The sequence below is a fragment of the Sneathiella sp. genome (assembly GCF_041689005.1).
In the GTDB taxonomy this organism is placed as follows: domain Bacteria; phylum Pseudomonadota; class Alphaproteobacteria; order Sneathiellales; family Sneathiellaceae; genus Sneathiella.
In genome coordinates this window covers 16,692-40,621 of sequence record NZ_JBDNHC010000005.1, presented here as the reverse complement: position 1 = coordinate 40,621, position 23,930 = coordinate 16,692, and the positions used below count along the sequence as shown (strand labels likewise).

The 23,930-nt window shown below is 54.3% G+C and carries 24 protein-coding genes; 13 read left to right on the top strand and 11 right to left on the bottom strand.

The window, feature by feature from the left end:
- Window positions 1-396: EamA family transporter (locus ACESNI_RS00775; RefSeq protein ID WP_373083998.1), on the top strand; the 396-nt coding region annotated here is incomplete at its 5' end.
- A 17-nt stretch (window positions 397-413) separates the two neighbouring features.
- Here the strand turns inward: ACESNI_RS00775 and ACESNI_RS00770 are convergent.
- The gene (locus ACESNI_RS00770; RefSeq protein WP_373083996.1) at window positions 414-1,085 is read right to left on the bottom strand and encodes an ureidoglycolate lyase; all 672 of its coding nucleotides are present in this window, start codon (window positions 1,083-1,085) and stop codon (window positions 414-416) included.
- 197 nt (window positions 1,086-1,282) lie between these two features.
- On the opposite strand from ACESNI_RS00770, the gene ACESNI_RS00765 reads away from it, so the two are divergent.
- A complete protein-coding gene (locus ACESNI_RS00765; protein ID WP_373083993.1) occupies window positions 1,283-2,284 on the top strand; it encodes a hypothetical protein in 1,002 nt (333 codons plus the stop codon).
- 9 nt (window positions 2,285-2,293) lie between these two features.
- Here the strand turns inward: ACESNI_RS00765 and ACESNI_RS00760 are convergent, their stop codons facing one another.
- Genes ACESNI_RS00760 through ACESNI_RS00750 form a run of 3 tightly spaced genes read right to left on the bottom strand, consistent with a single transcriptional unit; the run spans window position 2,294 to window position 5,843 of the window.
- The gene (locus ACESNI_RS00760) at window positions 2,294-3,529 is read right to left on the bottom strand and encodes a Zn-dependent hydrolase (RefSeq protein ID WP_373083991.1); all 1,236 of its coding nucleotides are present in this window, start codon (window positions 3,527-3,529) and stop codon (window positions 2,294-2,296) included.
- Window positions 3,530-3,582: 53 nt separating this feature from the next.
- Window positions 3,583-4,017, bottom strand: a complete 435-nt coding sequence (locus tag ACESNI_RS00755; protein ID WP_373083989.1) for a hypothetical protein — start codon at window positions 4,015-4,017, stop codon at window positions 3,583-3,585.
- Window positions 4,014-5,843, bottom strand: a complete 1,830-nt coding sequence (locus ACESNI_RS00750; RefSeq protein WP_373083986.1) for an ABC-F family ATP-binding cassette domain-containing protein — start codon at window positions 5,841-5,843, stop codon at window positions 4,014-4,016. The genes ACESNI_RS00755 and ACESNI_RS00750 overlap by 4 nt, the downstream gene beginning before the upstream one ends.
- A 212-nt stretch (window positions 5,844-6,055) precedes the next feature.
- On the opposite strand from ACESNI_RS00750, the gene ACESNI_RS00745 reads away from it, so the two are divergent.
- From ACESNI_RS00745 to ACESNI_RS00700, 10 genes are all read left to right on the top strand, one after another.
- On the top strand, window positions 6,056-6,535 hold the full coding sequence (locus tag ACESNI_RS00745) for an SUF system Fe-S cluster assembly regulator (protein ID WP_373083984.1): 480 nt from the start codon (window positions 6,056-6,058) through the stop codon (window positions 6,533-6,535).
- Window positions 6,535-8,004 (top strand): Fe-S cluster assembly protein SufB, encoded by a 1,470-nt coding sequence (sufB, locus tag ACESNI_RS00740; RefSeq protein ID WP_373083982.1) that lies wholly within the window; start codon window positions 6,535-6,537, stop codon window positions 8,002-8,004. The genes ACESNI_RS00745 and sufB overlap by 1 nt, the downstream gene beginning before the upstream one ends.
- A 44-nt stretch (window positions 8,005-8,048) precedes the next feature.
- Complete coding sequence (gene sufC, locus ACESNI_RS00735; protein ID WP_373083979.1) at window positions 8,049-8,819, top strand: Fe-S cluster assembly ATPase SufC; 771 nt, start codon at window positions 8,049-8,051, stop codon at window positions 8,817-8,819.
- A gap of 13 nt (window positions 8,820-8,832) precedes the next feature.
- Window positions 8,833-10,128, top strand: coding sequence for a Fe-S cluster assembly protein SufD (sufD, locus tag ACESNI_RS00730; RefSeq protein WP_373083976.1), 1,296 nt, complete (start codon window positions 8,833-8,835; stop codon window positions 10,126-10,128).
- 3 nt (window positions 10,129-10,131) lie between these two features.
- Entirely contained in the window at window positions 10,132-11,364 is a 1,233-nt protein-coding gene (locus tag ACESNI_RS00725; RefSeq protein WP_373083974.1) for an aminotransferase class V-fold PLP-dependent enzyme, read from the top strand.
- Entirely contained in the window at window positions 11,364-11,819 is a 456-nt protein-coding gene (sufU, locus tag ACESNI_RS00720; RefSeq protein ID WP_373083972.1) for a Fe-S cluster assembly sulfur transfer protein SufU, read from the top strand. The genes ACESNI_RS00725 and sufU overlap by 1 nt, the downstream gene beginning before the upstream one ends.
- Window positions 11,820-11,826: 7 nt before the next feature.
- Window positions 11,827-12,195: a DUF59 domain-containing protein gene (locus tag ACESNI_RS00715; protein WP_373083970.1), complete on the top strand. Its 369-nt coding sequence runs from the start codon at window positions 11,827-11,829 to the stop codon at window positions 12,193-12,195.
- Between the two features lie 32 nt (window positions 12,196-12,227).
- Window positions 12,228-12,566 (top strand): HesB/IscA family protein, encoded by a 339-nt coding sequence (locus tag ACESNI_RS00710; protein WP_373083968.1) that lies wholly within the window; start codon window positions 12,228-12,230, stop codon window positions 12,564-12,566.
- A 188-nt stretch (window positions 12,567-12,754) separates the two neighbouring features.
- A complete protein-coding gene (locus ACESNI_RS00705) occupies window positions 12,755-13,441 on the top strand; it encodes an AzlC family ABC transporter permease (RefSeq protein ID WP_373083966.1) in 687 nt (228 codons plus the stop codon).
- The gene (locus ACESNI_RS00700; protein WP_373083964.1) at window positions 13,438-13,743 is read left to right on the top strand and encodes an AzlD domain-containing protein; all 306 of its coding nucleotides are present in this window, start codon (window positions 13,438-13,440) and stop codon (window positions 13,741-13,743) included. The genes ACESNI_RS00705 and ACESNI_RS00700 overlap by 4 nt, the downstream gene beginning before the upstream one ends.
- Here ACESNI_RS00700 and ACESNI_RS00695 read toward each other — a convergent pair.
- Window positions 13,740-14,045 carry a hypothetical protein gene (locus ACESNI_RS00695; protein WP_373083961.1) on the bottom strand — a complete coding sequence of 102 codons (306 nt, stop codon included), beginning with the start codon at window positions 14,043-14,045 and terminating at the stop codon, window positions 13,740-13,742. The genes ACESNI_RS00700 and ACESNI_RS00695 overlap by 4 nt on opposite strands.
- Before the next feature lie 155 nt (window positions 14,046-14,200).
- Between ACESNI_RS00695 and ACESNI_RS00690 the strand changes: the two genes are divergently transcribed.
- A complete protein-coding gene (locus ACESNI_RS00690) occupies window positions 14,201-15,988 on the top strand; it encodes an AAA family ATPase (protein WP_373083959.1) in 1,788 nt (595 codons plus the stop codon).
- 214 nt (window positions 15,989-16,202) lie between these two features.
- Here ACESNI_RS00690 and ACESNI_RS00685 read toward each other — a convergent pair whose 3' ends face one another.
- The 6 genes from ACESNI_RS00685 to ACESNI_RS00660 form a co-directional block, all read right to left on the bottom strand.
- Window positions 16,203-16,970 (bottom strand): hypothetical protein, encoded by a 768-nt coding sequence (locus tag ACESNI_RS00685; RefSeq protein WP_373083956.1) that lies wholly within the window; start codon window positions 16,968-16,970, stop codon window positions 16,203-16,205.
- Window positions 16,971-17,105: 135 nt separating this feature from the next.
- A complete protein-coding gene (locus ACESNI_RS00680) occupies window positions 17,106-19,202 on the bottom strand; it encodes a dipeptide ABC transporter ATP-binding protein (protein WP_373083954.1) in 2,097 nt (698 codons plus the stop codon).
- 10 nt (window positions 19,203-19,212) lie between these two features.
- The gene (locus ACESNI_RS00675) at window positions 19,213-20,097 is read right to left on the bottom strand and encodes an ABC transporter permease (protein WP_373083951.1); all 885 of its coding nucleotides are present in this window, start codon (window positions 20,095-20,097) and stop codon (window positions 19,213-19,215) included.
- Window positions 20,098-20,107: 10 nt separating this feature from the next.
- Complete coding sequence (locus ACESNI_RS00670) at window positions 20,108-21,040, bottom strand: ABC transporter permease (RefSeq protein ID WP_373083949.1); 933 nt, start codon at window positions 21,038-21,040, stop codon at window positions 20,108-20,110.
- Window positions 21,041-21,121: 81 nt separating this feature from the next.
- Window positions 21,122-22,798 carry an ABC transporter substrate-binding protein gene (locus tag ACESNI_RS00665; protein ID WP_373083947.1) on the bottom strand — a complete coding sequence of 559 codons (1,677 nt, stop codon included), beginning with the start codon at window positions 22,796-22,798 and terminating at the stop codon, window positions 21,122-21,124.
- Window positions 22,799-23,603: 805 nt separating this feature from the next.
- Complete coding sequence (locus tag ACESNI_RS00660; protein WP_373083945.1) at window positions 23,604-23,870, bottom strand: hypothetical protein; 267 nt, start codon at window positions 23,868-23,870, stop codon at window positions 23,604-23,606.
- Window positions 23,871-23,930: the final 60 nt, after the last annotated feature.

Here is a 23,930-nt window from a genome sequence, read left to right as displayed (position 1 = left end):
TCGCTGTTCTATGCGCTCTACCAGATTTCCACGCGCTTCCTGTCCGGCGTCGACAGTTCGGTGACGACGCTGTTCTATTCGGTCCTTGTCGGCACGGTCGTCATGAGCGCGGCGGTTCCCTTCGTCTGGATCATGCCGGACCTTGAAGGCTGGCTGTTATTGGCGCTTATCGGCCTGCTCGGCGGGGTCAGTCATTTTATTGTCATCCGCGCCTTCGATTATACCGCTGCCTCCACCGTCGCGCCGTTCAACTATACGCAGCTTATCTGGACGGTGGTTCTGGGGTATTTCGCCTTTGGTCATTTCCCGGATGGCCTGACCATTCTCGGCGCCGCCATCATTGTCTTAAGCGGTTTATATGTTATTCACCGCGAACGGCAGGTAAAGGCGGCCTGACTCCGGGAGGTCGAGCGTTATTCCGGTTTCACTAGCGGCACCCGCAGCAGCATCCCGAATTCCTCGGCGAAATTGACGGAAACGCGGGCGTGGACCTTGCCCTGCTTGTCGAAGAAGCGCCCTTCTGCAGCGAGCGGAAAGACGCCCTCATGCCAGATGTTGGGATGGATATAGAGGGCTTGGCTACCGTCGCAGTAAAAGGAGACGAAGTCCTCGGGCTGGACATCATCACCGGGTAGCGCCAGCGGCACCATGAACGGCGTGCCGTCGAGGGAATAGAAGAGCTGGCCGCCGTCAGGATGGTAATTGGCGTGCCAGAGCAGCACCTGATCGTTCTTCGCGGTGGCGAGCTTCTTGTCGGCCGTTGCCGGATCGCGCGACCAGCCGAGAACATAGGTATCATGCACCGCGTTATTGCGACCCCAGAGGACTTCCCCTTCCCACCAGAATTCGAATATCCCTTCGGCAAGACCGCCTTGATTGCCAGTGCCCTCGTCGACTTTACGCTCGCCCGAGACGGGCCAGGTGACAATTTCGACCGGGTAGTTTTTATAATCGGAGACGAGACAGCCATAGCCTTCAAGGCTTTCATCCGTCGCAACGATGACCGGCACGTCAAGATGCGGCAGGTCGGCGGGAATATCCGGGTTCAGAAAATCCGGTGACTTTACGGTGGTGGACGTCAGCATAATTCTCTCCCCTGTTATTTTTGTAATTAGGCCATAATCGTTAGGAAAAAGGAAGGTTTCGCTTCTCTTTTCTGTTTTCCCCTATGGCACAAACTATTTTCGAGCGCACTCCTAGACCTTTTGCATGTAAGCACCTTCTGGCTTTTTCCAGAGCGCGTGATCAGCTACACTGTTCAGGCAAGAACGCGAGGAAAACGATGCAAATCAAACTAAAGACTGAAGACAATGCAGTTTTTGAGCGCCTAAAATCTAGTGGTCATATCACGCACGACCTTCGCCGTGTGATGACTCAACAATGGAACATGTGCTCTATATGTAAGCAGCGAATTGGTGAAGGCCGCCCTGCTTTTGGTGGATATAAGGAAGACAAATCACCAGTTTTGGTTGGTGCATGTTGTGCCGATTCACTAGCTGAGTTGGCGACTCCCGTATATTGGACTGGTACGCTAGATCTTTCTATTAAAGATAGTCAGAAGCTTTGGCGCTATATGGATTTTGCCAAACTCATGTCAATGCTGCACCAAGGCGGATTATATTTCACTCGTGCAGAAAATTTCAAAGACCGGTTTGAAGGGGCTGCAGGTCTGTCTAGCCGAGAATTCGAATGGGATCAGCATTACCTAAGTTTTTTTCGCACAGCCCTACAAACCCCGCCGCCAGGCATGGTACTTCAACCTAAGTCTGAAGAAACTATTGAGATTGAAGCCAAGATGCTTCTTGATCAACTAAAAAATGCGTATTCAAATGCCCGAAATTCTCTTGTTAGTTGTTGGCATGCAAACGATGTTGAATCGGAGGCCCTTTGGCATATCTACTGTCCTCAGGAAACACCCGGTCTTGCAATTCAAACTACAGTTAGTCGACTTTGGGATTCAGTTTCTGAAGATCAAAGCTCCATAGTTGGACGAGTTCATTATCTGGATTATCGAAAGTCATTTGCATCCGGTGATCAACGCATTTTTTGTAAACGGTCTTCACTAAGTCATGAACGTGAAGTCCGCGCTATAATTAGTAATGATTATCAAAATCCGATTATTGGCAAAATACTAAAATGTGAACTTGAAACACTCATTGAGGAGATCGTTATTTCTCCATATGCTCCAGCGTGGTTCAAAGGTGTTCTTACAGAATCCATTTCTAGATTTGGGTATAAAATTAACCTGCGGGAATCAGAATTAGTGGATAGTCCGTTCTTTTAAACAGATGTGTCAGGCAATACCGGCCCGCTCGATTATCGCATGGAGCAGCACATTGCAGCCCGCCGCGAGATCCTCCGGCGTTGCCTCCTCCGCCTCGTTATGGCTGATGCCGTTCTCACAGGGCACGAAGATCATGCCCGTCGGCGCGACGCGGGAGACATAGCAGGCGTCATGCCCGGCGCCGGAAATGATGTCCATATGGCTGAACCCGGCCGCCTTGGCGCCGCTGCGAACCGCCGAGACGCAATCTTTGTCAAACTCGACCGGCGGGGAATACCAGATTTCCTCCAGTTTCAGCTCAAACCCGCCGTCCGCCGCTAGCTTTTCGCAGAAGGCGCGAAGCGCAGCGTCCATCTGGCTTAACGTCTCGTCCTTTGGATGGCGGAAATCAACGGTGAGAAACACCTCACCGGGGATGGTATTGCGCGAATTCGGGTGCGACTGGATCATGCCAACGGTGGCGCAGGCAAACGGCGGATGGTCGAGGCCGATGCGGTTGACCTCGGTGACGATTTTCGAGGCCGCGACCAGCGCGTCTTTTCGTGTCGGCATCGGCGTCGGTCCGGCATGAGCCTCCTGCCCGGTAACGGTGATCTCAAACCAGCGCTGCCCTTGCGCGCCAAGAACAACACCGATGGTTTTTTCCTCATGCTCCAATATCGGGCCCTGCTCGATATGGGCTTCGAAAAACGCCTTGATCTCGCGGCCGCCAACCTCCTCGTCACCAGCATAGCCGATGCGCTTTAACTCCTCGCCCATGGTCTTGCCATCAACATCGGCGCGGGACAGGCCATAATCGAGATCGAACGCGCCCGCAAACACACCCGAGGCGACCATGGCGGGCGCAAAGCGGGAGCCTTCCTCGTTGGTCCAGACCACGACCTCGACCGGATGCTCGGTCTCCATACCGACATCATTGAGGGTGCGCAGGACTTCCAGCCCCGCCAGCACCCCGAAGACGCCGTCATATTTGCCGCCCGTCGGCTGGGTGTCGAGATGTGATCCGGTCATGACTGGCGGCAGGCTGTCGTTCTTTCCGGCGCGGCGGGCAAAGATATTGCCCATTTTATCCACCTTTAGGGTGCAGCCGGCCTCCCGGCACCAATTTGCGAACAGGTCCCGCCCCTCGCGGTCGAGATCGGTGAGGGCAAGGCGGCAATTCCCGCCCTTTTCCGTCGCGCCGATTTTCGCCATCTCCATCAGGCTGTCCCAAAGCCGGTCGCCCTTCACCGTCATATTTCGCATGATTTTTCTCCCTTAATCGCGACCCCGGACGTCACACCCCCGCCTGTCAAATTCTATGTCCTGTCTGGGCGGTCCACATTCCGTTTCATCATAAACCTGTTGGCAAGGAAGCCAGAAAGAAACATCACCACCAGCAGCAGGGAGAGCCAGATCACGTTGATATTGGCGTTCGCCGCCGAGGAGTACAAGAAAAAATAAAGCGCCACGAACGCGCCGGCTGTCATCACCGCATAGGCAACGACAAGGCTGGCCACTACAGCAAACAGCCGCTGCCAGAACGGGCCCGCACGCCAAAGGCAACCAATGAGAATAGCCGGTGCGCCGACCAGGAACCAGGCAATGGCCGGAATCATCGCGCTGAAATCCGTCTCGACATGTAAATTGTAGCCGAAGGGTGAAAAAGTTAAATAAGGCGCCATCACGGCAAGGAAGGCAAAGGCGGCGATCCATAAAAGTATTGCGATGATGAGGCGCCCTATAAGGCTCATCCGGTCCCGCTGATTTCTTCCTGCAATATCTCCAGTTCCAGCCAGCGGGTCTCCCGGGTGTCCTTGTCGTTTTGCGCTTTAGCAAGGGCGTCGGCCTTGGCCTTGAAGAGATCGGGCGTCTTGCTGAACAGTGCAGGATCGGCAAGTTCGGCCTCCAGTGTCTTGATCGCCTTGTCCATCTCGGCAATGATGCCGGGCAGCCGCTCAAGGTCGCGCTGATCCTTGTAGGTCAGTTTTTTGCGCGCCTGCGCCGATTTCCCGGTGGCCTGCTTCGGCTGGGCGGCCTTTATGGCCTTTTTCTGTGTTTCCCGGCGGGCGCGGATATAGTCCGAATAGCCGCCGACATATTCATCGACCTGACCGCCCTCCTCAATAACGATGAGCGAGGTCACGAGCTGGTCGAGGAAGTCGCGGTCATGGCTGACGACCAGCAATGTGCCATCATACTGGCCCAGCATATCCTGCAACAGGTCGAGGGTTTCCATATCGAGATCATTTGTCGGCTCGTCGAGGACCAGCAGGTTGCTCTCGCGCGCCAGCAGTTTGGCGAGCAGCAGCCGGTTTTTCTCGCCGCCCGAGAGCGACTTGACCGGGCTTTTGGCCTGCTTGTCCTCGAACAGGAAATCGCGGAGATAGGCGACCACATGGCGGACCTCACCGCGCACGAGAAGCTGGCCGCTGCCGGGATCGGCGAGCGTGTTCCAGAGGCTTTCTTCAGGGTCGAGACTGTCGCGGTTCTGATCAAAAATGGCAGGCGTGAGATTAGTGCCAAGCTTGACCTCACCGCGGGTCGGGTTAAGTTCCCCCATCAGGATCTTGAGCAATGTTGACTTGCCGGCACCATTGGGGCCGATGATCCCAACCCGGTCGCCGCGCAGGATCTTTGTCGAGAAATTCCGGATCACTTCCTTCTCGCTACCGTCCGGATTGCCATAGGACATCGAGATATCACTCGCCTCAACCACGACTTTCCCGCTCTTGGTGCCGCTGCTCACGGTGAGCTTGACCTGACCCACGGGGGCCGCCCGTTCCGCCCGTTCGGCGCGGAGGCGATGCAGCGCCCGGATGCGCCCCTCGTTGCGGGCGCGGCGGGCGGTGATCCCCTTACGCGACCAGTCGGTCTCCTCGGCGATTTTCTTGTCGAGCTTCTTCATCTCGACGTCCTCGCGGCGGAGGATTTCCTCGGACCAGTCATCGAAGGCGGAAAAGCCCTTGCCGTGGGTCTTGATCTCACCGCGGTCGAGCCAGAACAACCGGTTGGTAATGTTTTTCAGGAATTGCCGGTCATGGCTGATGATCAGCAGCGCGCCCTTGAAGGTGGCAAGCTCCCCCTCCAGCCAGAGAATGGTATTGATATCGAGATGGTTGGTCGGCTCATCGAGCAACAGTACATCCGGGGTCGAGATCAGCGCCTCGGCGAGGCTGACCCGCCGCGCTTCCCCGCCGGAAAGGGTGTCGAGGGTCCGCGCGCCATCGATGCCGACGCCGGCCAGCACCTGCTCGACCAGATAGCCAGAGTCCTGATCGTCCCCGGCAAGATCGGAAGTCAAGCCAGCCTCGACCTGCTCCCGCACGCTGCGGCCGGGAAGAATGTCCGGCTGCTGGCGGAGATAGGCGACCTTGACGCCACTTTGCTTGAACCGCTCGCCGCCATCGAGATCGATATCGCCGGCGAGCGCCTTCAGCAGGGTCGACTTGCCCGAGCCGTTCCGGCCCATAAGCGCCACGCGCATACCCCGCTCGATCCCGAGAGAGATGTCGGAAAACAGGTCGCCGCCACCAAAAGTGATGCGCGCATTTTGCAGGGCCAGAATGGGTGCCGCCATGGATCGTATTGCCAATCGAGTTCGAGGAGAAGGTGCCTGCAAGGCTTCTAGCATTTATGTGCCCTCCTCGGCAATTCCAATAGCAGGGTATTTTTGATGCCGGAGGCGAAGACACCGCTTGCCAATATTTCTCCATCTTTCTATATACAAGACCAAATTCGTCTGTTATTAAAACTTGAAATAAGACTGAATTGGTACGATATAGATAACCGATGATAAAATTAAGCAAAATGACTGATTATGGTGTGGTGATCATGTCCGAGATGGCGCGTCTGCCGGAACGGACGATGACCGCGCCGGATGTATCGCTCTATACGGGACTGCCGGTACCGACAGCGGCGAAGATCTTGCGCGTTCTGGCGAAAAGCCCATTCCTTACCTCACAGCGCGGCGCCCATGGCGGCTATCAGCTGTCGCGGAAGCCTGCGGATATCTCGATTGCCGAGATTATCCGGGCGATAGAAGGGCCGGTTGCGGTCACCTCCTGCGTCGATGAAAGTGGCGATGACTGCGCGGTCGAGGAACGCTGCCCCATGCGCGGCGGCTGGGAAAAAATTAACCGGGCCCTCAATGCCGCCCTTGAAGAAGTGACGCTGGCGGATATGTGTCTCGATACGGAGAAATTGAATAGCGGGCAGAGGACACCGAACGCAGGCGTTCCCTCCCCCTTGAGCTTGAGTGGAGTTAAATAATGGCCATTAGCCAAGACACTGTCGAACGGGTTGCTTCTGTTTCCGACAAATATAAATACGGATTTATCAGCGATATCGAGGCGGACACTGCCCCGATTGGCTTGAGCGAAGACATCGTCCGCTTTATCTCCGCCAAGAAGGAGGAGCCGGAATGGCTTCTCGAATGGCGGCTCAAGGCCTATCGTCACTGGCTGACCATGGTCGAGCCGCAATGGGCGAACGTGCATTTTCCGGAAATTGATTTCCAGAATATCTACTATTATTCCGCGCCGAAGCAGAAGGACAAACTGAAAAGCCTCGATGAGGTCGATCCGGAGCTGCTGGAAGTTTACAAGAAACTCGGCATCCCGCTGAAAGAGCAGGAAGTGCTCGCCGGGGTCGAGGGTGCCTATAACGTCGCCGTTGATGCGGTGTTTGACAGCGTATCTGTTGCCACCACCTTCAAGGCCCGTCTGGAAAAGGAAGGCGTGATCTTCTGCCCGATCTCGGAGGCTGTGCGCGACCATCCGGAGTTGGTGAAGAAATACATGGGCTCGGTTGTGCCCTATACAGATAACTACTACGCCGCGCTGAACTCGGCGGTCTTCACCGACGGTTCGTTCTGCTATATCCCGAAGGGCGTGCGCTGCCCGATGGAGCTGTCCACCTATTTCCGCATCAATGCCGCCCAGACCGGGCAGTTTGAACGGACCCTGATTATCGCCGAAGAGGGCAGCTATGTGAGCTACCTTGAGGGCTGCACCGCACCGATGCGCGATGAGAACCAGCTGCATGCGGCGGTCGTTGAGTTGGTCATCATGAAGGACGCCGAGCTTAAATACTCGACGGTACAGAACTGGTATCCCGGGGACGCAAACGGGGTTGGCGGTATCTATAATTTCGTCACCAAACGGGCCGCCTGCCGCGGCGAAAATGCGAAAGTCTCCTGGACGCAGGTGGAAACCGGCTCGGCAATCACCTGGAAATATCCGTCCTGTATCCTGCAAGGGGATAATTCGGTCGGCGAGTTCTATTCCATCGCCATCACCAATAACATGCAGCAGGCGGATACCGGCACCAAGATGATCCATCTCGGCAAGAACTCCTCCAGCACGATCATCTCCAAGGGGATTTCGGCGGGCAAGGCCCAGAATACCTATCGCGGGCTGGTCCGTATGGGCCGTAAGGCGGATAATTCGCGTAATCACACGGTGTGCGACAGCCTGCTGATCGGCGATAAATGCGGCGCCCATACGGTGCCCTATATCGAGAACCAGAGCCGTACCGCCAAGATCGAGCATGAGGCAACGACTTCGAAGGTGAGCGAGGAGCAGTTATTCTACTGCCAGCAGCGCGGCCTCTCGGAAGAGGAAAGCATGGCGCTGATCGTCAACGGCTTCTGCAAGGAAGTATTGCAGAAACTGCCGATGGAATTCGCGGTCGAGGCCCAGAAACTTGTCAGCATCAGTCTTGAAGGCAGTGTTGGTTAACGTATAGAGACCGGGCGATGAGCCCAAAGAAAGAAAGTTAGATTATGTTGGAAATCAAGGACCTGCACGCCGAAATTGGCGGCAAGGAAATTTTGAAGGGCATCACTCTCTCGATCAAGGCAGGGGAGATCCATGCGGTCATGGGACCGAATGGCGCGGGCAAGAGCACGCTCTCCTATGTGCTGGCCGGTCGCGCGGGCTATAATGTCACCAAGGGCACAGTCACTTATAAGGGCGAGGACCTGCTGGCGTTATCGCCGGATGAACGGGCGGCCAAGGGCATTTTCCTTGCCTTTCAATACCCGGTGGAAATTCCCGGTGTTGCCTCGGCCACCTTCCTCAAGACCGCCTATAACGCCCAGCGTAAATATCGCGGTGAGCCGGAAGTCGATGCCATGGAATTCCTGAAACTCATCCGCGAGAAAACAAAGGAACTCGATATCAAGGACGATATGCTGAAACGCGCCGTCAATGTCGGCTTCTCCGGCGGTGAGAAGAAACGCAACGAGGTGTTGCAGATGGCCCTGCTGGAGCCGGATTTCATACTGCTGGACGAGACTGACTCAGGCCTTGATATCGACGCGCTTAAAATCGCTGCCGACGGCGTCAATAAACTGCGCAGCCCGAACCGGGCTGGACTGGTCATCACCCATTACCAGCGGCTTCTCGATTACATCGTTCCCGATTTCGTCCATGTGCTGGCCGACGGCAAGATCGTAAAGTCCGGTGACAAGACATTGGCCTATGAGCTTGAAGAAAAAGGCTATACCGGAATGACGGACACGGCTGGCAGCGCCCAGTCCGTGCAGTTATAAGGAGGCCCGGACCATGAAAATCATGACCCCCCTCGCCGATCAATACCTTGACCGCTTCGAGGCTGACCTCAATACGCTGCCCGGCGGCAAGCGCGAAGCCGTCCGCCGCCTGCGCAAGAGCGGGCTGGATATCTTCTCCGGCCTCGATTTTCCCGACCGCAAGAATGAGGCCTGGCGCTTCACCAATTTGGCAGGTCTTACCAAGGGCACGGACGCAGAGGCTACCGTAACTGAAGAAGCTACCTCGATCCCGCGTGATGCCCTTAAAACCCCGCATGTGATGACCTTCATCAACGGCCGGTTTTCGGCATCGGACAGCCGTCTGGGTGACCTGCCGGAAGGTGTTTCCCTAACCTCACTCCATGCTGAGCTGGAAACGGGAAATGACGATCTGGTCAAACAGATCAAGCCTAAATCAGGGGCGTTGGTTGCGCTTAACACCGCGTTCATGGAGGATGGCTTTGTTCTTCAGGTGGCAGAAGGCGTGACGCTGGACGCCCCCGTGCTGATCGATTTTGTCAGCACAAACGAAAAGGGCCGCGATGCCCGCCATATGCGCAATATCGTCCTCCTTGGCGCCGGCGCGACCCTTACATTGCTTGAACAGCATACGAGCCGTCACGGACATCGTTATTTTTCCAATCCGCGCACCGATGTCACCCTCGCCGAGGGTGCCCGTCTCAATCATTACAAATTGCAGGACGAAAGCCTTGCCGCCTTCCATCTTGCGGAGCTGGACTGCGAGATCACCAAGGGCGCGGTCTATGAAAATTTCAGCCTGTCGTTAGGTGGCAAGCTGTCCCGGAACGAGCTTACCACCCGCATTGTCGGCGCGGGCGGGCTCAGTATTCTCAATGGCGCTTACCTGATGCGCGGCGAGCAGCATTCGGACACGACCACCCTCACCCGCCATCTGGTGCCGGAAAATGATAGCCGTCAGGTCTATAAAGGCGTGCTAGACGATTCTGCCTATGGCGTGTTCCAGGGCAAGATCCATATCGCCGAGGACGCGCAGAAGGTTTCCGGCGACCAGCTCAGCCGGGCGCTGCTGCTCTCCGACCGGGCAACGGTTGCGGTCAAGCCGGAGCTTGAAATCTTTGCGGATGACGTCAAATGCAGTCACGGGGCCTCGTCCGGCGAACTTGACGAGGACGCGCTGTTTTACCTGCAATCGCGGGGCATTGACGCCCTTACCGCCCGCAAGATGCTGATCGATGCGTTTCTCACCGATGTGATCAACGAGATCAGCAATGAGGCCGTGCGCGAGTATTTCTCCGATATTGCCACCCGGTGGCTCGACAAGGTTTAAGCCATGAATGACATGACGACATTTGATATTGAAAAGATCCGCCGCGATTTCCCGATCTTCGGCCGCGAGGTTCACGGCAAGCCGCTTGCCTTCCTCGACAGCGGCGCCTCGGCGCAGAAGCCGACGGTGGTGCTGGAGGCAATTCAAAAGGCCTATTCCGAGACCTATGCCAATGTGCATCGTGGCGTCTATTACCTGAGCCAGACCTCGACCGAGCTTTATGAGGGCGCGCGCGAGATTGTTCGCGCCCATATCAATGCGGCGAGCCTTGACGAGGTGATCTTCACCAAGAACGCGACGGAAAGCATCAATCTGGTCGCCAACAGCTATGGCGGCTCGACATTAAAGCCGGGCGACGAAATCGTTCTCTCGACGTTGGAGCATCATTCAAACATCGTGCCCTGGCAGCTGATTGCCGAGAAGACCGGCGCCGTCATCAAGGTCGCACCGATTGATGAACAGGGCGAGTTTCTGCTCGATGCCTATCGCGAGTTGCTGGGGCCGAAAACGAAAATCGTCGCCATCACTCATGTTTCCAACTCCATCGGCACGATCACGCCGGTGCGCGAGATCATTGATGCCGCCCATGACGCCGGCGCCGTGGTCCTTATCGACGGCAGTCAGGCGGCCCCGCATATGAAGCTCGATATGCAGACCCTCGGCGCGGATTTCTACGTCTTCACCGGCCATAAGGTGTTCGGGCCGACCGGCATCGGCGTGCTCTATGGCAAGGCCGATCTGTTGGACAGGATGCCGCCGTTTCTGGGCGGCGGTGACATGATCAACCGGGTCACGTTCGAGAAGACAACCTATGCCAAGGGCCATGCCAAATTTGAGGCCGGGACCCCGCCGATTGTTCAGGCGATCGGTCTTGGCGTTGCCATCAATTATATCAATGGCATCGGCTTCGAGCGGATCGGCGCCCATGAGCAGTCATTGCTGGCCTATGCCACGGAACGGCTCAGCCAGATCAACAGCGTCCGCATCATCGGGCAGGCCGAACATAAGGCGGCCATCATCTCCTTCACCATGGAGGGGGTGCATCCCCATGATATCGGCACCTTCGTCGATCATGCCGGGGTTGCCATCCGGGTCGGCCATCATTGCTGCCAGCCGCTGATGGATTATTTTGATGTGGCGGCGACGGCGCGTGCTTCCTTCGCCCTCTATAACAACCGCGCGGATGTCGATGCTCTCGTGACCGCCGTTCGCGACACACAGGAGTTTTTCAGCTGATGTTTGATGATCTACGTGAGCTTTATCAGGAAGTGATCCTCGATCACAGCAAGCGGCCCCGCAACTTCCGCCACCCCGAAGATGCGAACCATGAGGCCCATGGCTATAACCCGCTCTGCGGCGATACCGTCAATGTCTATCTGAAGATGGGCCATAACGGCCTGATCGAGGATGCGGCGTTCGAGGGAAAGGGCTGCGCGATCTCCCTCGCCTCGGCCTCGATGATGACGGAAATCATCAAGGGCCGGACGGAGGACGAGGCCCGAAAAATCTTTGATGGCTTCAAAAAGCTGGTGACGGGCGAGGAAAATGATTTTGACGCCGGCGAGGATACCGAGCGGCTGATGATGCTGGCGGGGGTGAAGGATTTCCCCATGCGGGTCAAATGCGCCACCCTTGCCTGGCACGCCATGGCCTCGGCCATGGATGAGAAGCCGGAAATAACGACGGAGTAAGCTTAAAATGACTGCAATGGAGCATATCGACAGACCCGTGGCAACCGGCCCGTTTGAGGAAGGCACGACAGGATCGCCCCTTGAGGCCCCGGTTGTGGCGGCGCTGCGCAATGTGTTTGACCCGGAAATCCCGGTCAATATTTTCGACCTCGGCCTTATCTATGTCATTGATATTGCGGAGGATGGCGACGTTTTCGTCGGCATGACCCTGACCGCGCCGGGCTGTCCTGTCGCCGGGGAAATTCCGATCTGGGTCCGCGACGCCCTCACGCCGATCGACGGAATAAAGAATGTCGAAGTCGAAATTTTGTGGGATCCGCCCTGGACACCTGATAATATGTCCGAGGCGGCGAAGCTTGATCTTGGAATGTTCTAGGCGCATCCCCATATAGGGACAAGAGGTAGAGTATGACTGATACGCAAATTATGACATTAACCGACCGGGCCGCGACCCGGGTTCGGACATTGCTGAGCCAGAATGATGGCGTGACGCTGGGCTTGCGCATTGGAATCACCAATACCGGCTGCAACGGCCTCAGCTATACCATGGACTATGCGTCGGATCAGAAACCGGACGATGCCGTGGTCAGCGCGGATGATATTACCCTGCTCATCGACCATGACGCCGTGCAATTCGTCGCCGTCACCGAGATGGACTGGCTCGAAAAAGGTCTGGAATCACGTTTTACCTTTGAAAACCCCAACGAAAAGGGCCGCTGCGGCTGCGGCTCCTCCTTCCACGTCTAGGCGCGGAGACCTCCTCCCACCCCAGAAATACCATCCGGTTTGATGATAACGGCGAGATCACGATTGATGATCTCCCGTTTGAGCGCCCTCGCCTGCGCCTTTTCGAAACGCGGGTAAAAAACCGGTAGAAATACGCGGCCGTTTATCGCATTGTCGGGCCTCTTTCACGCCTCAGGATCGACCCATAAATGAAACAGGGGTTTTACAGCATTCTTCCCTTCGCCGTTGGCGCCGCCGCCTATGGCTTTGCCTTTGGCGTGCTGGCGGCGCAGTCGGGGTTTCCCTGGTGGGGCGTGGCGTTGATGAGCGTTGCCGTCCATGCGGGATCATCACAGATCGTCGCCGTCGACCGGTTCGCCGCCGATGGCCTTCTGATTGGCGCCGTGCTTGCGGGTGTCGCGCTGAATTTGCGCTATCTCGGCATCATTGCCTCCCTCGGCAAGATATTGAAGGACGTCCCGCTCCGCTGGAAACTCCTCGCCATCCATATCACCGGCGATGAGAACTGGGCGCTGACCATGGCGAGGAACGCCCGGGACCCGGCGATCGGCATCCGCTTCCTGATCGGCTCCGGCCTCACGCTGATCGTTACCTGGACCGTCTCGACCTCGCTCGGCGCGCTGATCGGCCAGTCCATCCCAAACCTTGCCAGCTACGGCCTCGGCTTCGCCTTTACCGCCGCCTTCATCGCCATGGCGCGGGCGATGTGGCGCGGTCGGCAGGATATCGCGCCCTGGGTCGTGAGTTTCATGGTTACCCTGCTGCTGGTCCGTCTGGAACTTGAGAGCGCCTACGCGATCCTGCTCGGTAGTCTCGCCGGTGTTGCCATTGCCGCGATCACGAGACGGTTTCAGCAACGGAGGACCGCCCGATGACGATGGACCACTGGCTTCTTATTGCCGGGCTGGCCGTCGGCGCCTATGGCCTCCGGCTTGCGGGCCTGATCGGCGGACAGGCGATCCTGCGCCATGAACGCCTCGCCACCCTGCTTGATGACCTGCCGGGCTGCCTGATCGTCGCCCTCGTCGCCACCTCCCTCGCCGATGCCAGTGCCACCCTCTGGATCGCCGCCGCCTTCGCCCTTGTTGTGGCCATCCTCAGCAACAACGTCGTCGTCACCATGGCGCTTGGCTTTGCCGCCGTGTTTGGGATGCAGTATTTCGGGGTGGGGGTTTAGCTCAAAGTCTTGGTCTCGCCCGCGGGCCCGCTGCCTTGCGCCGCATGCTTAGCGCTCATCTCCTCGAGCTGTTCGCGCAATTCCTCCTTCCGGATTTCGCCTTTCAGATATTCCTCCTCTGATAAAAGCTGCGAGGCGCGCCAGACAATGTAACTGCTGACCCCGCTGACGACCGCCGGTATCAGGACAGCAATGGCGGGCCCGAATTTTCCGGTGAAGAGCAGTATCAAGGTGATCACACCAAAAACCAGCGAGAGGACAGCATTCCCGAAAATTCCAATTACCTTATATTTAGACGGCATCCCGATCCTCGCTTACATCCTGATTCGCTGTATTTTGTAAAACTTCATTATTCCATATTTTTACGTAATAGGTCAAAAAATTCTATTAACGGTTGCTCTATGTATGTAGAATACACAAATCTATTTTTTTAGTGTTAACGAAATGCTGAATATTTATGGAAGAGTTTCATCGATTTACTAGAGTAACATTCACTCGCTTTAAGGCATTCAAAAGCTACCGTGTAGACCTTAAAAATTTTAACGTTTTGGTTGGTCCAAATAACGCAGGAAAGTCCACTATTCTTTCAGCTTTCCGTATTTTGGCTACGGCATTGCGTAGAGCTAATAGCAGAAAACCATATCCTTTACCCGCAATGAATGGATTTGTTCTGGGTTATAATGTCGACCTATCATCCACGTCCGTCGCGGAAGAAAACATTTTTTTCAACTACGATAATTCGCTTTACGCCGAAGTAGAATTTCGATTATCAAATAAAAACGCTTTAAAACTTTACTTTCCTGCCGACGGCGGATGTTACCTAATACCCGAGACTAGCAAAAAAACACCGTCTACACCTTCAGGATTTAGGAAACAATTCAATTGCCCGATAGGCTTTGTTCCTATTCTAGGACCGGTTGAACACAACGAACCACTATATGGAAAAGAAGCAGCGAGGCTCGCCCTTTATAATTATACGGCGGCAAGAAATTTTAGAAATATCTGGTACCACTATCCCGATAAATTTGAAGAATTTAGATCGGCCTTACAGCAAACTTGGCCTGGTATGGATATCGAATCACCCGAAATTGACACAAGCCATGATAAACCACTTTTGCATATTTTTTGCCCAGAAGAAAGGATTCCAAGAGAATTATTTTGGTCGGGTTTTGGATTTCAAGTTTGGTGTCAAATGCTTACGCATTTGATTCAATCAAAAGAAATGTCAATATTTTTAATCGACGAGCCCGATATTTATCTGCATTCAGAATTACAAAGGCAACTATTAGGTCTATTGAGAAATCTCGGACCAGACATTCTCCTAGCGACGCATTCAACAGAAATTATTACGGAATGCGAGACTGATGAAATTGTAATTGTTAACAAAGATCGAAAGGCTTCTAGAAGATTAAGCAATCCTTCTCAGCTCAGCGAAATTTTTGGAGCGCTGGGCTCCAATACGAATCCTATTCTTACTCAGTTGGCAAAGACCCGCAGAGTTCTATTCGTCGAGGGCAAGGATTTCCAGATACTGGGAAAATTTGCGCGAAAGCTTAACCAAACGGGCGTTGGAAATCGAAGAGATTTCGCCGTAATTCCAGTTAACGGTTTTAATCCCGAACGTATTCATAACCTAAAAGACGGAATTGAAACAACTCTCGGAAGTAAAATTATTACCGCAGCTATTTTAGACAGAGATTACAGGTCCGATGAAGAGTGCGAAGTTATCGCGAACGAATGCAGGAATTTTTGCGATTTTGTTGTGATCCATCAAAGGAAAGAAATTGAAAATTTCCTGTTAGTGCCGAGTGCAATCGATCGAGCAATAAACAAAAAAAATAGGGATCAACAGAAAAGATCTGGAAAATCTAAACAATTTGATTCCTCGGCAAATGTGATTCTTGAAGAATTCGCACAAGTCAAAAAAACGCCTCTTAGTTCCCAAATCATTGCGAATTACCGTAAATTTAGTAGAAATATTTCGCCGAATATTACAGATGCTTCAATCACCGAAAAAGCTATAAATTTAATAGAATCTTATTGGAATCAACCAGAACAGCGAATGAGGCTTATTCCCGGAAAGGAAGCAATATCTGCGGTAAATAAATATCTTCAGGAAAATGGGTACGGAATCAGTGTAACGTCTACAACAATAATCGATAACATGCTTACTGAGGAAATACCGGAAGAAATGATAAAATTGATTGACATACTGACGCTATTTTCAAAAAAGGTGCATTCGTAGATACGGATTGAGACAAAGTAAAACACAAAAAACTTGCATTCCACGCAATAGTAATGTATAATACGCCCTCACGTTGGGGAGATTTTGGCCCTTATTTCGCGTGACGGGGGTGTGGCTGCCCCTTCAGCCAAGTTCCATATATATGAAACAGGACATCTCGCGGGGGGATCCTTCGGGGTGTTTGAGACCGGTGACCGGGCGGCGACTGTTCTAGTTACAGACAGCGTTTCAGGATGGCATCGGAGTCCTCGGCGGTAAACTCGCCGGTCTGGCTCATGGTCCCGATTTTTCTGATGCGATCAACAGAGATCATATCGACCATATAAACAGAGCCGTTTTCGAGTACCAGGCCATAACCCTGGCCTGTCTGCCAGACGGTTGTCAGCGATGTGCTGGTCCCTGTGTCCGTAACCCGGCTCAAATCATGCGCACCAAAGACAAGAGACCCCCCGTCTGTGCCGCAAGCCGTGCCCCACTGGCCTCTTAGCCGCAAGGGTACGGAATCAAAGTCCCGCATCTTACCATACGGGACGTTGATTACCTCAGTAAAGCGCGCGCGCAAATTGACGGGCTTGACGATCGGGGCGATTGGGGACGGTGGGTTTACCGCCGTCTCCGACGCCTTGGCGTCCCCCGCCATCGACGACAACGGAGCCACAAAGGCATAGATCATCAAAAACAGGCCGAGCATGACGCCGCCCAGGGCGGTGCTGCCGACAACAAATTTGGAGGTTTTGAAATTCTGCAGCGGCCGGGCCGGTGCGGCCTCGCGGATAGCAAGGCGATGATAGACCAGCCGGTTCTTGACCGCATCGAAATAACCGCCGAGCACCCGCACCCGCGGTCCGCCCCATTCGGGCACGAGCCGCCGGGCGACGCATTGCGCGCCCTCCTCATCCTCATAGCGGCCGAAGCTGCGCCAGGTGTCAACGACGAGGGTCTGGACGACGTAAATCGAGAAATGTGCGGTGGTGGTGGTCATTGTCTGTATTTTGCATTTCTACCATAGCCGGATCAATGGACGCAAAATATAAACAAACAGAATAAATAAAGAGTTAACCGGCGGGGAATTTCTGCGTTCCGCCCGCCAGTCTTCTTAAGCTTGCGCGAGACGCGGTCAGTTGACCGTGACTTTCCCCTCGCCCTTTTTATGCATGACGATAACCGGGTCCATGGCGAGCAGGACATCATCCTCGATATGACAGAGGATCTTGTGACCGGGTTTGAATTCCTTCATCGGCGGCATCTCGGTTTCACAGATGGTGCCGATCTTCCGCGGACAGCGGGTCTGGAACGGGCATCCGGGCGGCGGATTGATCGCCGACGGGATATCCCCTGTTAGGATTATCTGCTTCTGCTCAACCGAGGTATCGGCAATCGGCACCGCCGAGAGCAACGCCTCCGTATAGGGATGATAGGGCGGCGAGAAGACCTCATCCGTCGTTCCCTGCTCGATGATATGACCGAGATACATGACCACGACCCGGTCCGACAGATAGCGGACGACGGAAAGGTCATGACTGATGAACAGCAGGGTCGAGCGAATATCATTCTGGATTTCCGTGAGCAGTCCCGTGACCGCCGCCTGCACCGAAACGTCGAGGGCCGAGACCGGCTCATCGGCGACCACAAGTGCCGGATTTCCGGCAAAGGCGCGGGCGATACCGATCCGCTGTTTCTGGCCGCCCGAAAGCTGGCGGGGCCGGCGATGGGCAAAGTCCCGCGGCAGCTTTACCAGATCCAGCAGGTCATTGACCTTCTCGCGGACCTTGTCCGGGTCTTTTTCAACGCCAAATTTACGGATCACGCGGGCAATCTGACTGCCGACTGAATGGGACGGATTGAGCGTATCGAACGGGTTCTGGAACACCATTTGCAGGTGCCCGACGGTCCGCGCCTTGCGTTTCTGCACGGCTTTGTGGGCAAGATCCTCCCCGTTCAGGATAATCTCGCCGTCCGTCGCCTCCTCCAGTCCCATCAGGACCTTGGCGAAGGTTGATTTTCCGCAGCCGCTTTCCCCGACAATGGCGACTGTTTCCGCCTCGCGCGCCTCGAAATTGATGTTTTCGTTGGCCTTCACCGTTTTCACCGCCTCGCGGCGGATCATGGAGATGATCGAGCTGTTACGAACCTCGTAATATTTCTTCATGTTCTTGACCTGAAGAACGACCTTGCCCGATTTCACGGACTTCACCGTCACCGCCTCATGCTTGCCCTCGGCCCAGTCGATCTCCTCGAAACGGTCACAGCGGACCGTGTGATCGGCCTGGTTTTCAACGGGACGCATGGGGATTTTATGGACATCGCAAACCCCTTCTTTGAAAAAGGCGCAGCGGGGCCCGAAAAAGCAGCCCTTCGGGCGTTGATGCGGCAGCGGCAACTGCCCCGGTATCGGCACCAGCGGCCGCTCGTTCTTGTCGGCACCGGGCAGCGGAATGGACGCAAACAGCCCGCTTGTATAGGGATGCATCATGTCATCGAAGACTTCGCCGATGGTGCCATCCTCCACCGCCTCGCCGGAATACATCACCGTCACCCGGTCACAGGTATCAAGGATCAGGCCGAGGTTATGGGAAATATAGATCATCGAGGTGCCGAATTTCTCGGAAATCTCCCGCACCATCTCGACGATCCCGCGCTCCACCGTCACATCAAGCGCCGTCGTCGGCTCATCCAGCAGCAACAGGTCGGGCTTTGAGAGCAACGCCATGGCGATCACCACGCGCTGCTGCTGGCCACCGGAAAGCTGATGCGGATAGCTGTTCATGATCCGTTTCGGATCAGGCAGCTTCACCGCCTCAAGCAGTTCCAGCGAGCGTTTCATAGCCTCGCCGCGACTGATGTCCTCATGGAACAACGGCACTTCGGCCAGCTGCATGCCGATTTTCATCGACGGGTTGAGCGAGGCCATCGGTTCCTGATAGATCATGGCGATTTTGGAGCCACGGATACTGCGGAGTTCCTCCTCCGACATGGTGCGCATGTCGCGGCCATGAAAGAAAATTTCCCCGCTCTTGATATAGCCGTTGGAGCCGAGATACTGCATGATGGCGAGGGCCACGGTCGATTTACCGCAGCCGCTCTCGCCGACAATCCCGACGCCCTGACCGGGCATCACCTTGATGTTGAAATCAATGACCGCCGGGATCTCCCCGCCCCGCGTATCATAGGAGATACACAGATCGCGGCATTCCAGAATAGGTGTCTGTTCCATCACAATTCTCCTAATCCCGCATTGATATTTCACGCAGGCCGTCGGCCAGCAGGTTGAAGCCCAAAACCAGCGATGAAATTGCCACTGCCGGGACAATGGCCATATGACCCGCAAAGCTGCCAAGCGGCTGGGTTTCCGCGATCATCTTGCCCCAATCCGGATCTGGTGGCGGCAGTCCAAGGCCGAGATAGCCGAGCATGGCGATGGTAATCGTCGTATAGCCAAGCCGCAGGCAGGCATCGACGATCAACGGGCCGCGGGCATTGGGAAGCAACTCCACCAGCATGATATACATGGCGCTTTCGCCGCGGGTTTGCGCCGCAAAAATATAGTCCCGCGTTCGCAGGTCAAGCACAAGCCCGCGCACGATACGCATGATCCCCGGCGCCGAGGCAAAGGTCACCGCGAGCACGATATTAAACCCGGTCGCCCCGAGATAGGTGATAATGATAATATAGAGAATGATCACCGGGAACGAGAGCAGGACGTTGGAAATAAAGGAAATAACCTCATCCCACCAGCCGCCGAGATAACCGGCGACAACGCCCATGAACATGCCGACAATATAGGCGACACCCGTGGCAAGCGTTGCCCAGAGCAGCACCTGCTGGGCCCCGAAGATAACCCGCGACAGGATATCGCGGCCCTTGTGATCGGTGCCAAGCCAGTAAAGGCCACCGTCGCGGGCCTCCGACAACGGCCCCTTGAACGGCTCCATAGGAATATTGGGATCATACAGCGGTAAAATCGGTGCCAGAATGGCAAGGATCACCCACATCATAATCAGGCAGAAGCCGAAAACGGCGATCGGGCTTTCCCGCATCAGCAGGAAGCTCTTGAAAAATTTTCCAATTTTAGAGGGCGGCGCCACGTCGTTGTGATTAATTTCAGTCATGTCACCCTCCTCAAGTGAACCGGATACGCGGATTAAGCAGCGTATACCCGATATCCGAAATAAACTGGGAGAAAACAGCGACGAACACGGCCACGAGCGTACAGGCTTCAATGACGTAGATATCCCCAAACAACGCCGCATCGAGAAGCAACTTGCCGAAGCCTTTGTAGGCGAAGAAAACCTCGACCACGATGACACCGGAGAGGAGCCAGTTCAGCTGCAGGATGATCACTGTGAACGGGGCAATCAGGGCATTGCGGAGCGCATGTTTCATGATCACCCGCCGGTAGGGCAGGCCTTTCAGCACCGCCGTCCGGATATAATGGGAGGTCATCACCTCGGCCATCGAGGCCCGGGTCATGCGGGCGGTATAGCCAAATCCGTACATTACGAGAACAAACACCGGGAGGAAAATCTCCGCCCAGCTGAACCCGTTACTCATCGCCGAAGTGCCGGGCAGCCAGCCCAGCCAGAAGACAAAAATGGCGGTAAAAAAGGTCGCGGAGGCAAATTCGGGGACGGAAGTGGTCAACACCGAGCCAACGGACACCACCCGGTCCTGCAGGGATCCTTCCTTCATGCCGGCAATCACGCCGAGGGTGAGCGATATCGGGATCATGAAGGCCATATAAAGCCCCGCAAGAATGGCCGTATTGGCAAGCCGCGGCCATAAAACCTCAGAGACAGGAACCTTGTATTGAATGGATTTTCCAAAATCCCCGACGAGCGCATTCCCGACCCAGTCGAAATAGCGGTTGATGAACGGTTCGTTATACCCGTTCTGCTCGAGCCAGAGTTCGCGTTGTTCAAGATTGGAGTACGGGCCGAGGACCTTGCCGGCAACGGCCAGTTTATCGGATTCAAAGAGAGAAAAAAGCGTAAAGGAGATAATGGCCATAATCAGGGCCATGGAAATAAATCGACGAAACGCCAGTATCAGCATGATATTGCTCCCCCCCGGGGCAAAGTTATCCTAAAAAAAGATAAGGGCGAAAATATCGCCCTTATCTTAACGTCTCTGATTTTAACTGTCGATCCAGACTTTATAAAACTGGTGATACTGGGTCGGATGAGCTTTCAGGTTCTTGATCTTCGCGTTGGCCAGGAAAAACTTCGGCTGCCACAGGGGCTGGACGATAATGGCATCATCCTGGAGGATCTTTTCAACATCCTTCATCGCAGCTTTACGTTTTTCCGCATCGATCAGGGATTCCGCCTTATCGAGGGCTTTCTCGAATTCCGGGTTGTTATATCCCGTTTCATTCCAGGCATTGCCAGCGCGGTAGGCAAGGCTGAGGACCATGGTGCCGAGCGGACGATGGGTCCAGGCCGTGATGCCGAAGGGCGTCGTTGCCCAGATTTCCCAGTATTTTGACGCCGGCATCAGGTTCAGATTTAGATTGATTCCTGCGGGCGCCAACTGCTCCTTGAAAATTTCGCAGACCTGCTGTTGCCACGGGCCGTTGGTATTGCCGACATCGATGGTCAGTTCAATCCCGTCCGGATAACCCGCTTCAGCAAGAAGCAGCTTGGCTTTCTCAATATTTTGCTCGACACGGGGAAGGGCAAAATATTCCGGATGGATCGGTGAGACATGATGATGCTCGCCAACATCGCCTTTGCCCTGATACACCAGCTCGTTATATTTCTCTGCATTACAGCAAAGCTGCAGGGCCTGGCGCAGTTTCTTGTTGTCGAACGGCTTCTGCGTCACATTCATGCGCAACACACCGGTCTGGGCTGTCCGTGCCTGATACACGACCGTGTTCGGGATAGAACTCGCCATGCCGAGGGAGGCCACGTCAAATTCGTAGTTCATGTCCACCTGATTGGAAGCAACGGCGGCAAGCTGCGCCGCAGAGGCCGCGCCATGATCATAATACTCGATGCCATCAAGATAAACTTCGCCGCCCCAGTAAGGCTGGTCAACACGAGTGAGAATGGCTTTTTCAGCAACGGCAAACTCTTTCAGCGTGAACGGGCCGGTCCCGATCGGGTCCTTGGAAAGATCACCCTTAAAGCCACGATGGACAATCAATGTCGGGTAGTTGTACAGATTTTCGGGGATCGACAGGACAGGTACGCTCAGGTTGATGCGGATGGTGTGATCATCGACCTTCTCGATCGCGCCGGGGGTCATTGATTTTTTCGCCTTGTCCCCCTCGCCTGTCGTTGTCGTCATGGCGGAAAAGAGACCGACATTTGACGATCCGGTCTTGGGGTCAAGCCAGCGGGTGAAGTTGAAAATCACGTCATCGGCGTTAAAGTCGTCACCGTTATGCCATTTCACGCCTTCCTGAAGCTTGAACGTCCAGGTTTTGAGATCATCCGAGACCGACCAGCTTTTAGCAAGATACGGCCGGGTCACATTGTCCGGGCCGGTGATTGTCATATATTCGCAGATCTGGCGGGCAATGTTGGATTTCTCAGTCCAGTCATAGGTTGCCGGTTCGGACATTTCCTGTACTGACATGGAGCATTTCAGGATACCGCCCTTTTTCGGCTCGGCCGCCTGGGCCTCAATCGTTGGGTCTGCCATGCCGACAATTGAATAGGCGGCGGCGGCGGATAGTCCCAGAAGGGTTGATGTTCTTAAAAACTCGCGCCGGTCCATTCTTCCGTCGCGATACTGTTCCGTTACATCCTTGATCAACGGATGAATACGATTCTCGTCTTCATGATCCATCTTCTTCACTGACATTCTCGTCACTCCCTAGTCTATTTAATTTGGCGTTTCAAGTCACCGATAATTCGTTAATTCGCATATAAGATAAACCTGTTTACTCAATTAGTCTCACATTTTTATCTTCGTCATTTTGTTCATTTTACGACCAAAACTTTCCTTTGGATCGCAAATACATCCAATATTTCAAGCAAATTTCAAAAAACTTGATGTCAAGCATAATGAAATTCCCATGTCATAGTCAATGCAGTATCCAAAAAAAATATCTGCGGACATATGTCACAGAAAATATTTAATCGTATTGATAAAAAATATAAAAAGTAAATAGTGAGTAAATCAACATCTAAGTATTTATCTTTAAGTTATTTTACTTATAATTAAAAAATATATACTTAATTTGTATTTGTATAAAATATCCAAAAATATACTTTAATTAATCGTTATATATATTCAGAAAGAAGAGTATTTCATAATTTTCCTTAGAGAAAACTCTCCGGACCCTTGTCCTAATTACCGTAAAACGGAGACATCGGACGTAAATCTGCCACGCGCCAACCTTTCAATTGATCTTCCTCAATATAGGTCATCAGATGGTTCCTGGCGCCAGGCTTTGACGTTGCCGATCGAGCTGCGAAAGCCAATCGCGCATGCCATGATGGGTAAGTGATCAGCTATAAGCATCACCCGCCGTAAAGTGAGCGGCATGGCGAAAACGTAGGTTTCTGAGTCAACCCGCTCTCAGGCGAACGGTTTTGACTCGAGGTTTTCGAGCCACCAATAAGGACCGTATTTGGCACCATTTGGCACGATCATGATCGCCTATTCAACGGTCCGCCGGTACCGAATGGGCCAACTGGCGCGTACTACCGGCGAGAACCACTGCCATCAGCGTCTGAGCATCGGGCTTCTGATACTTCACAAGCGTTTCCTTGACGTCTGGAGCATGGCACTGACCAATCGCAAGCCAATAGTCGGCGACCGTGCATTCCTGCAACCACCCGTCAAAGCACTTAGTTGTTCCCTGCTCGTAATACCCACCCTGATACAGGCATGCAGCGGATGCCGGACCCGCCGCTAACCCGGAAAGCACAATCGCAACAGCAGCTACCTTTTGCATCGTCCATATCTCCCGTAAATATAGTAATATTTC

Coding starts and splice junctions, on each gene's coding strand:
- ACESNI_RS00770 (WP_373083996.1), bottom strand. CDS start 1,085: ATGCTGACGTCCACCACCGTAAAGTCACCGGATTTTCTGAACCCGGAT.
- ACESNI_RS00765 (WP_373083993.1), top strand. CDS start 1,283: ATGCAAATCAAACTAAAGACTGAAGACAATGCAGTTTTTGAGCGCCTA.
- ACESNI_RS00760 (WP_373083991.1), bottom strand. CDS start 3,529: ATGCGAAATATGACGGTGAAGGGCGACCGGCTTTGGGACAGCCTGATG.
- ACESNI_RS00755 (WP_373083989.1), bottom strand. CDS start 4,017: ATGAGCCTTATAGGGCGCCTCATCATCGCAATACTTTTATGGATCGCC.
- ACESNI_RS00750 (WP_373083986.1), bottom strand. CDS start 5,843: ATGGCGGCACCCATTCTGGCCCTGCAAAATGCGCGCATCACTTTTGGT.
- ACESNI_RS00745 (WP_373083984.1), top strand. CDS start 6,056: ATGATAAAATTAAGCAAAATGACTGATTATGGTGTGGTGATCATGTCC.
- sufB (WP_373083982.1), top strand. CDS start 6,535: ATGGCCATTAGCCAAGACACTGTCGAACGGGTTGCTTCTGTTTCCGAC.
- sufC (WP_373083979.1), top strand. CDS start 8,049: ATGTTGGAAATCAAGGACCTGCACGCCGAAATTGGCGGCAAGGAAATT.
- sufD (WP_373083976.1), top strand. CDS start 8,833: ATGAAAATCATGACCCCCCTCGCCGATCAATACCTTGACCGCTTCGAG.
- ACESNI_RS00725 (WP_373083974.1), top strand. CDS start 10,132: ATGAATGACATGACGACATTTGATATTGAAAAGATCCGCCGCGATTTC.
- sufU (WP_373083972.1), top strand. CDS start 11,364: ATGTTTGATGATCTACGTGAGCTTTATCAGGAAGTGATCCTCGATCAC.
- ACESNI_RS00715 (WP_373083970.1), top strand. CDS start 11,827: ATGACTGCAATGGAGCATATCGACAGACCCGTGGCAACCGGCCCGTTT.
- ACESNI_RS00710 (WP_373083968.1), top strand. CDS start 12,228: ATGACTGATACGCAAATTATGACATTAACCGACCGGGCCGCGACCCGG.
- ACESNI_RS00705 (WP_373083966.1), top strand. CDS start 12,755: ATGAAACAGGGGTTTTACAGCATTCTTCCCTTCGCCGTTGGCGCCGCC.
- ACESNI_RS00700 (WP_373083964.1), top strand. CDS start 13,438: ATGACGATGGACCACTGGCTTCTTATTGCCGGGCTGGCCGTCGGCGCC.
- ACESNI_RS00695 (WP_373083961.1), bottom strand. CDS start 14,045: ATGCCGTCTAAATATAAGGTAATTGGAATTTTCGGGAATGCTGTCCTC.
- ACESNI_RS00690 (WP_373083959.1), top strand. CDS start 14,201: ATGGAAGAGTTTCATCGATTTACTAGAGTAACATTCACTCGCTTTAAG.
- ACESNI_RS00685 (WP_373083956.1), bottom strand. CDS start 16,970: ATGACCACCACCACCGCACATTTCTCGATTTACGTCGTCCAGACCCTC.
- ACESNI_RS00680 (WP_373083954.1), bottom strand. CDS start 19,202: ATGGAACAGACACCTATTCTGGAATGCCGCGATCTGTGTATCTCCTAT.
- ACESNI_RS00675 (WP_373083951.1), bottom strand. CDS start 20,097: ATGACTGAAATTAATCACAACGACGTGGCGCCGCCCTCTAAAATTGGA.
- ACESNI_RS00670 (WP_373083949.1), bottom strand. CDS start 21,040: ATGCTGATACTGGCGTTTCGTCGATTTATTTCCATGGCCCTGATTATG.
- ACESNI_RS00665 (WP_373083947.1), bottom strand. CDS start 22,798: ATGTCAGTGAAGAAGATGGATCATGAAGACGAGAATCGTATTCATCCG.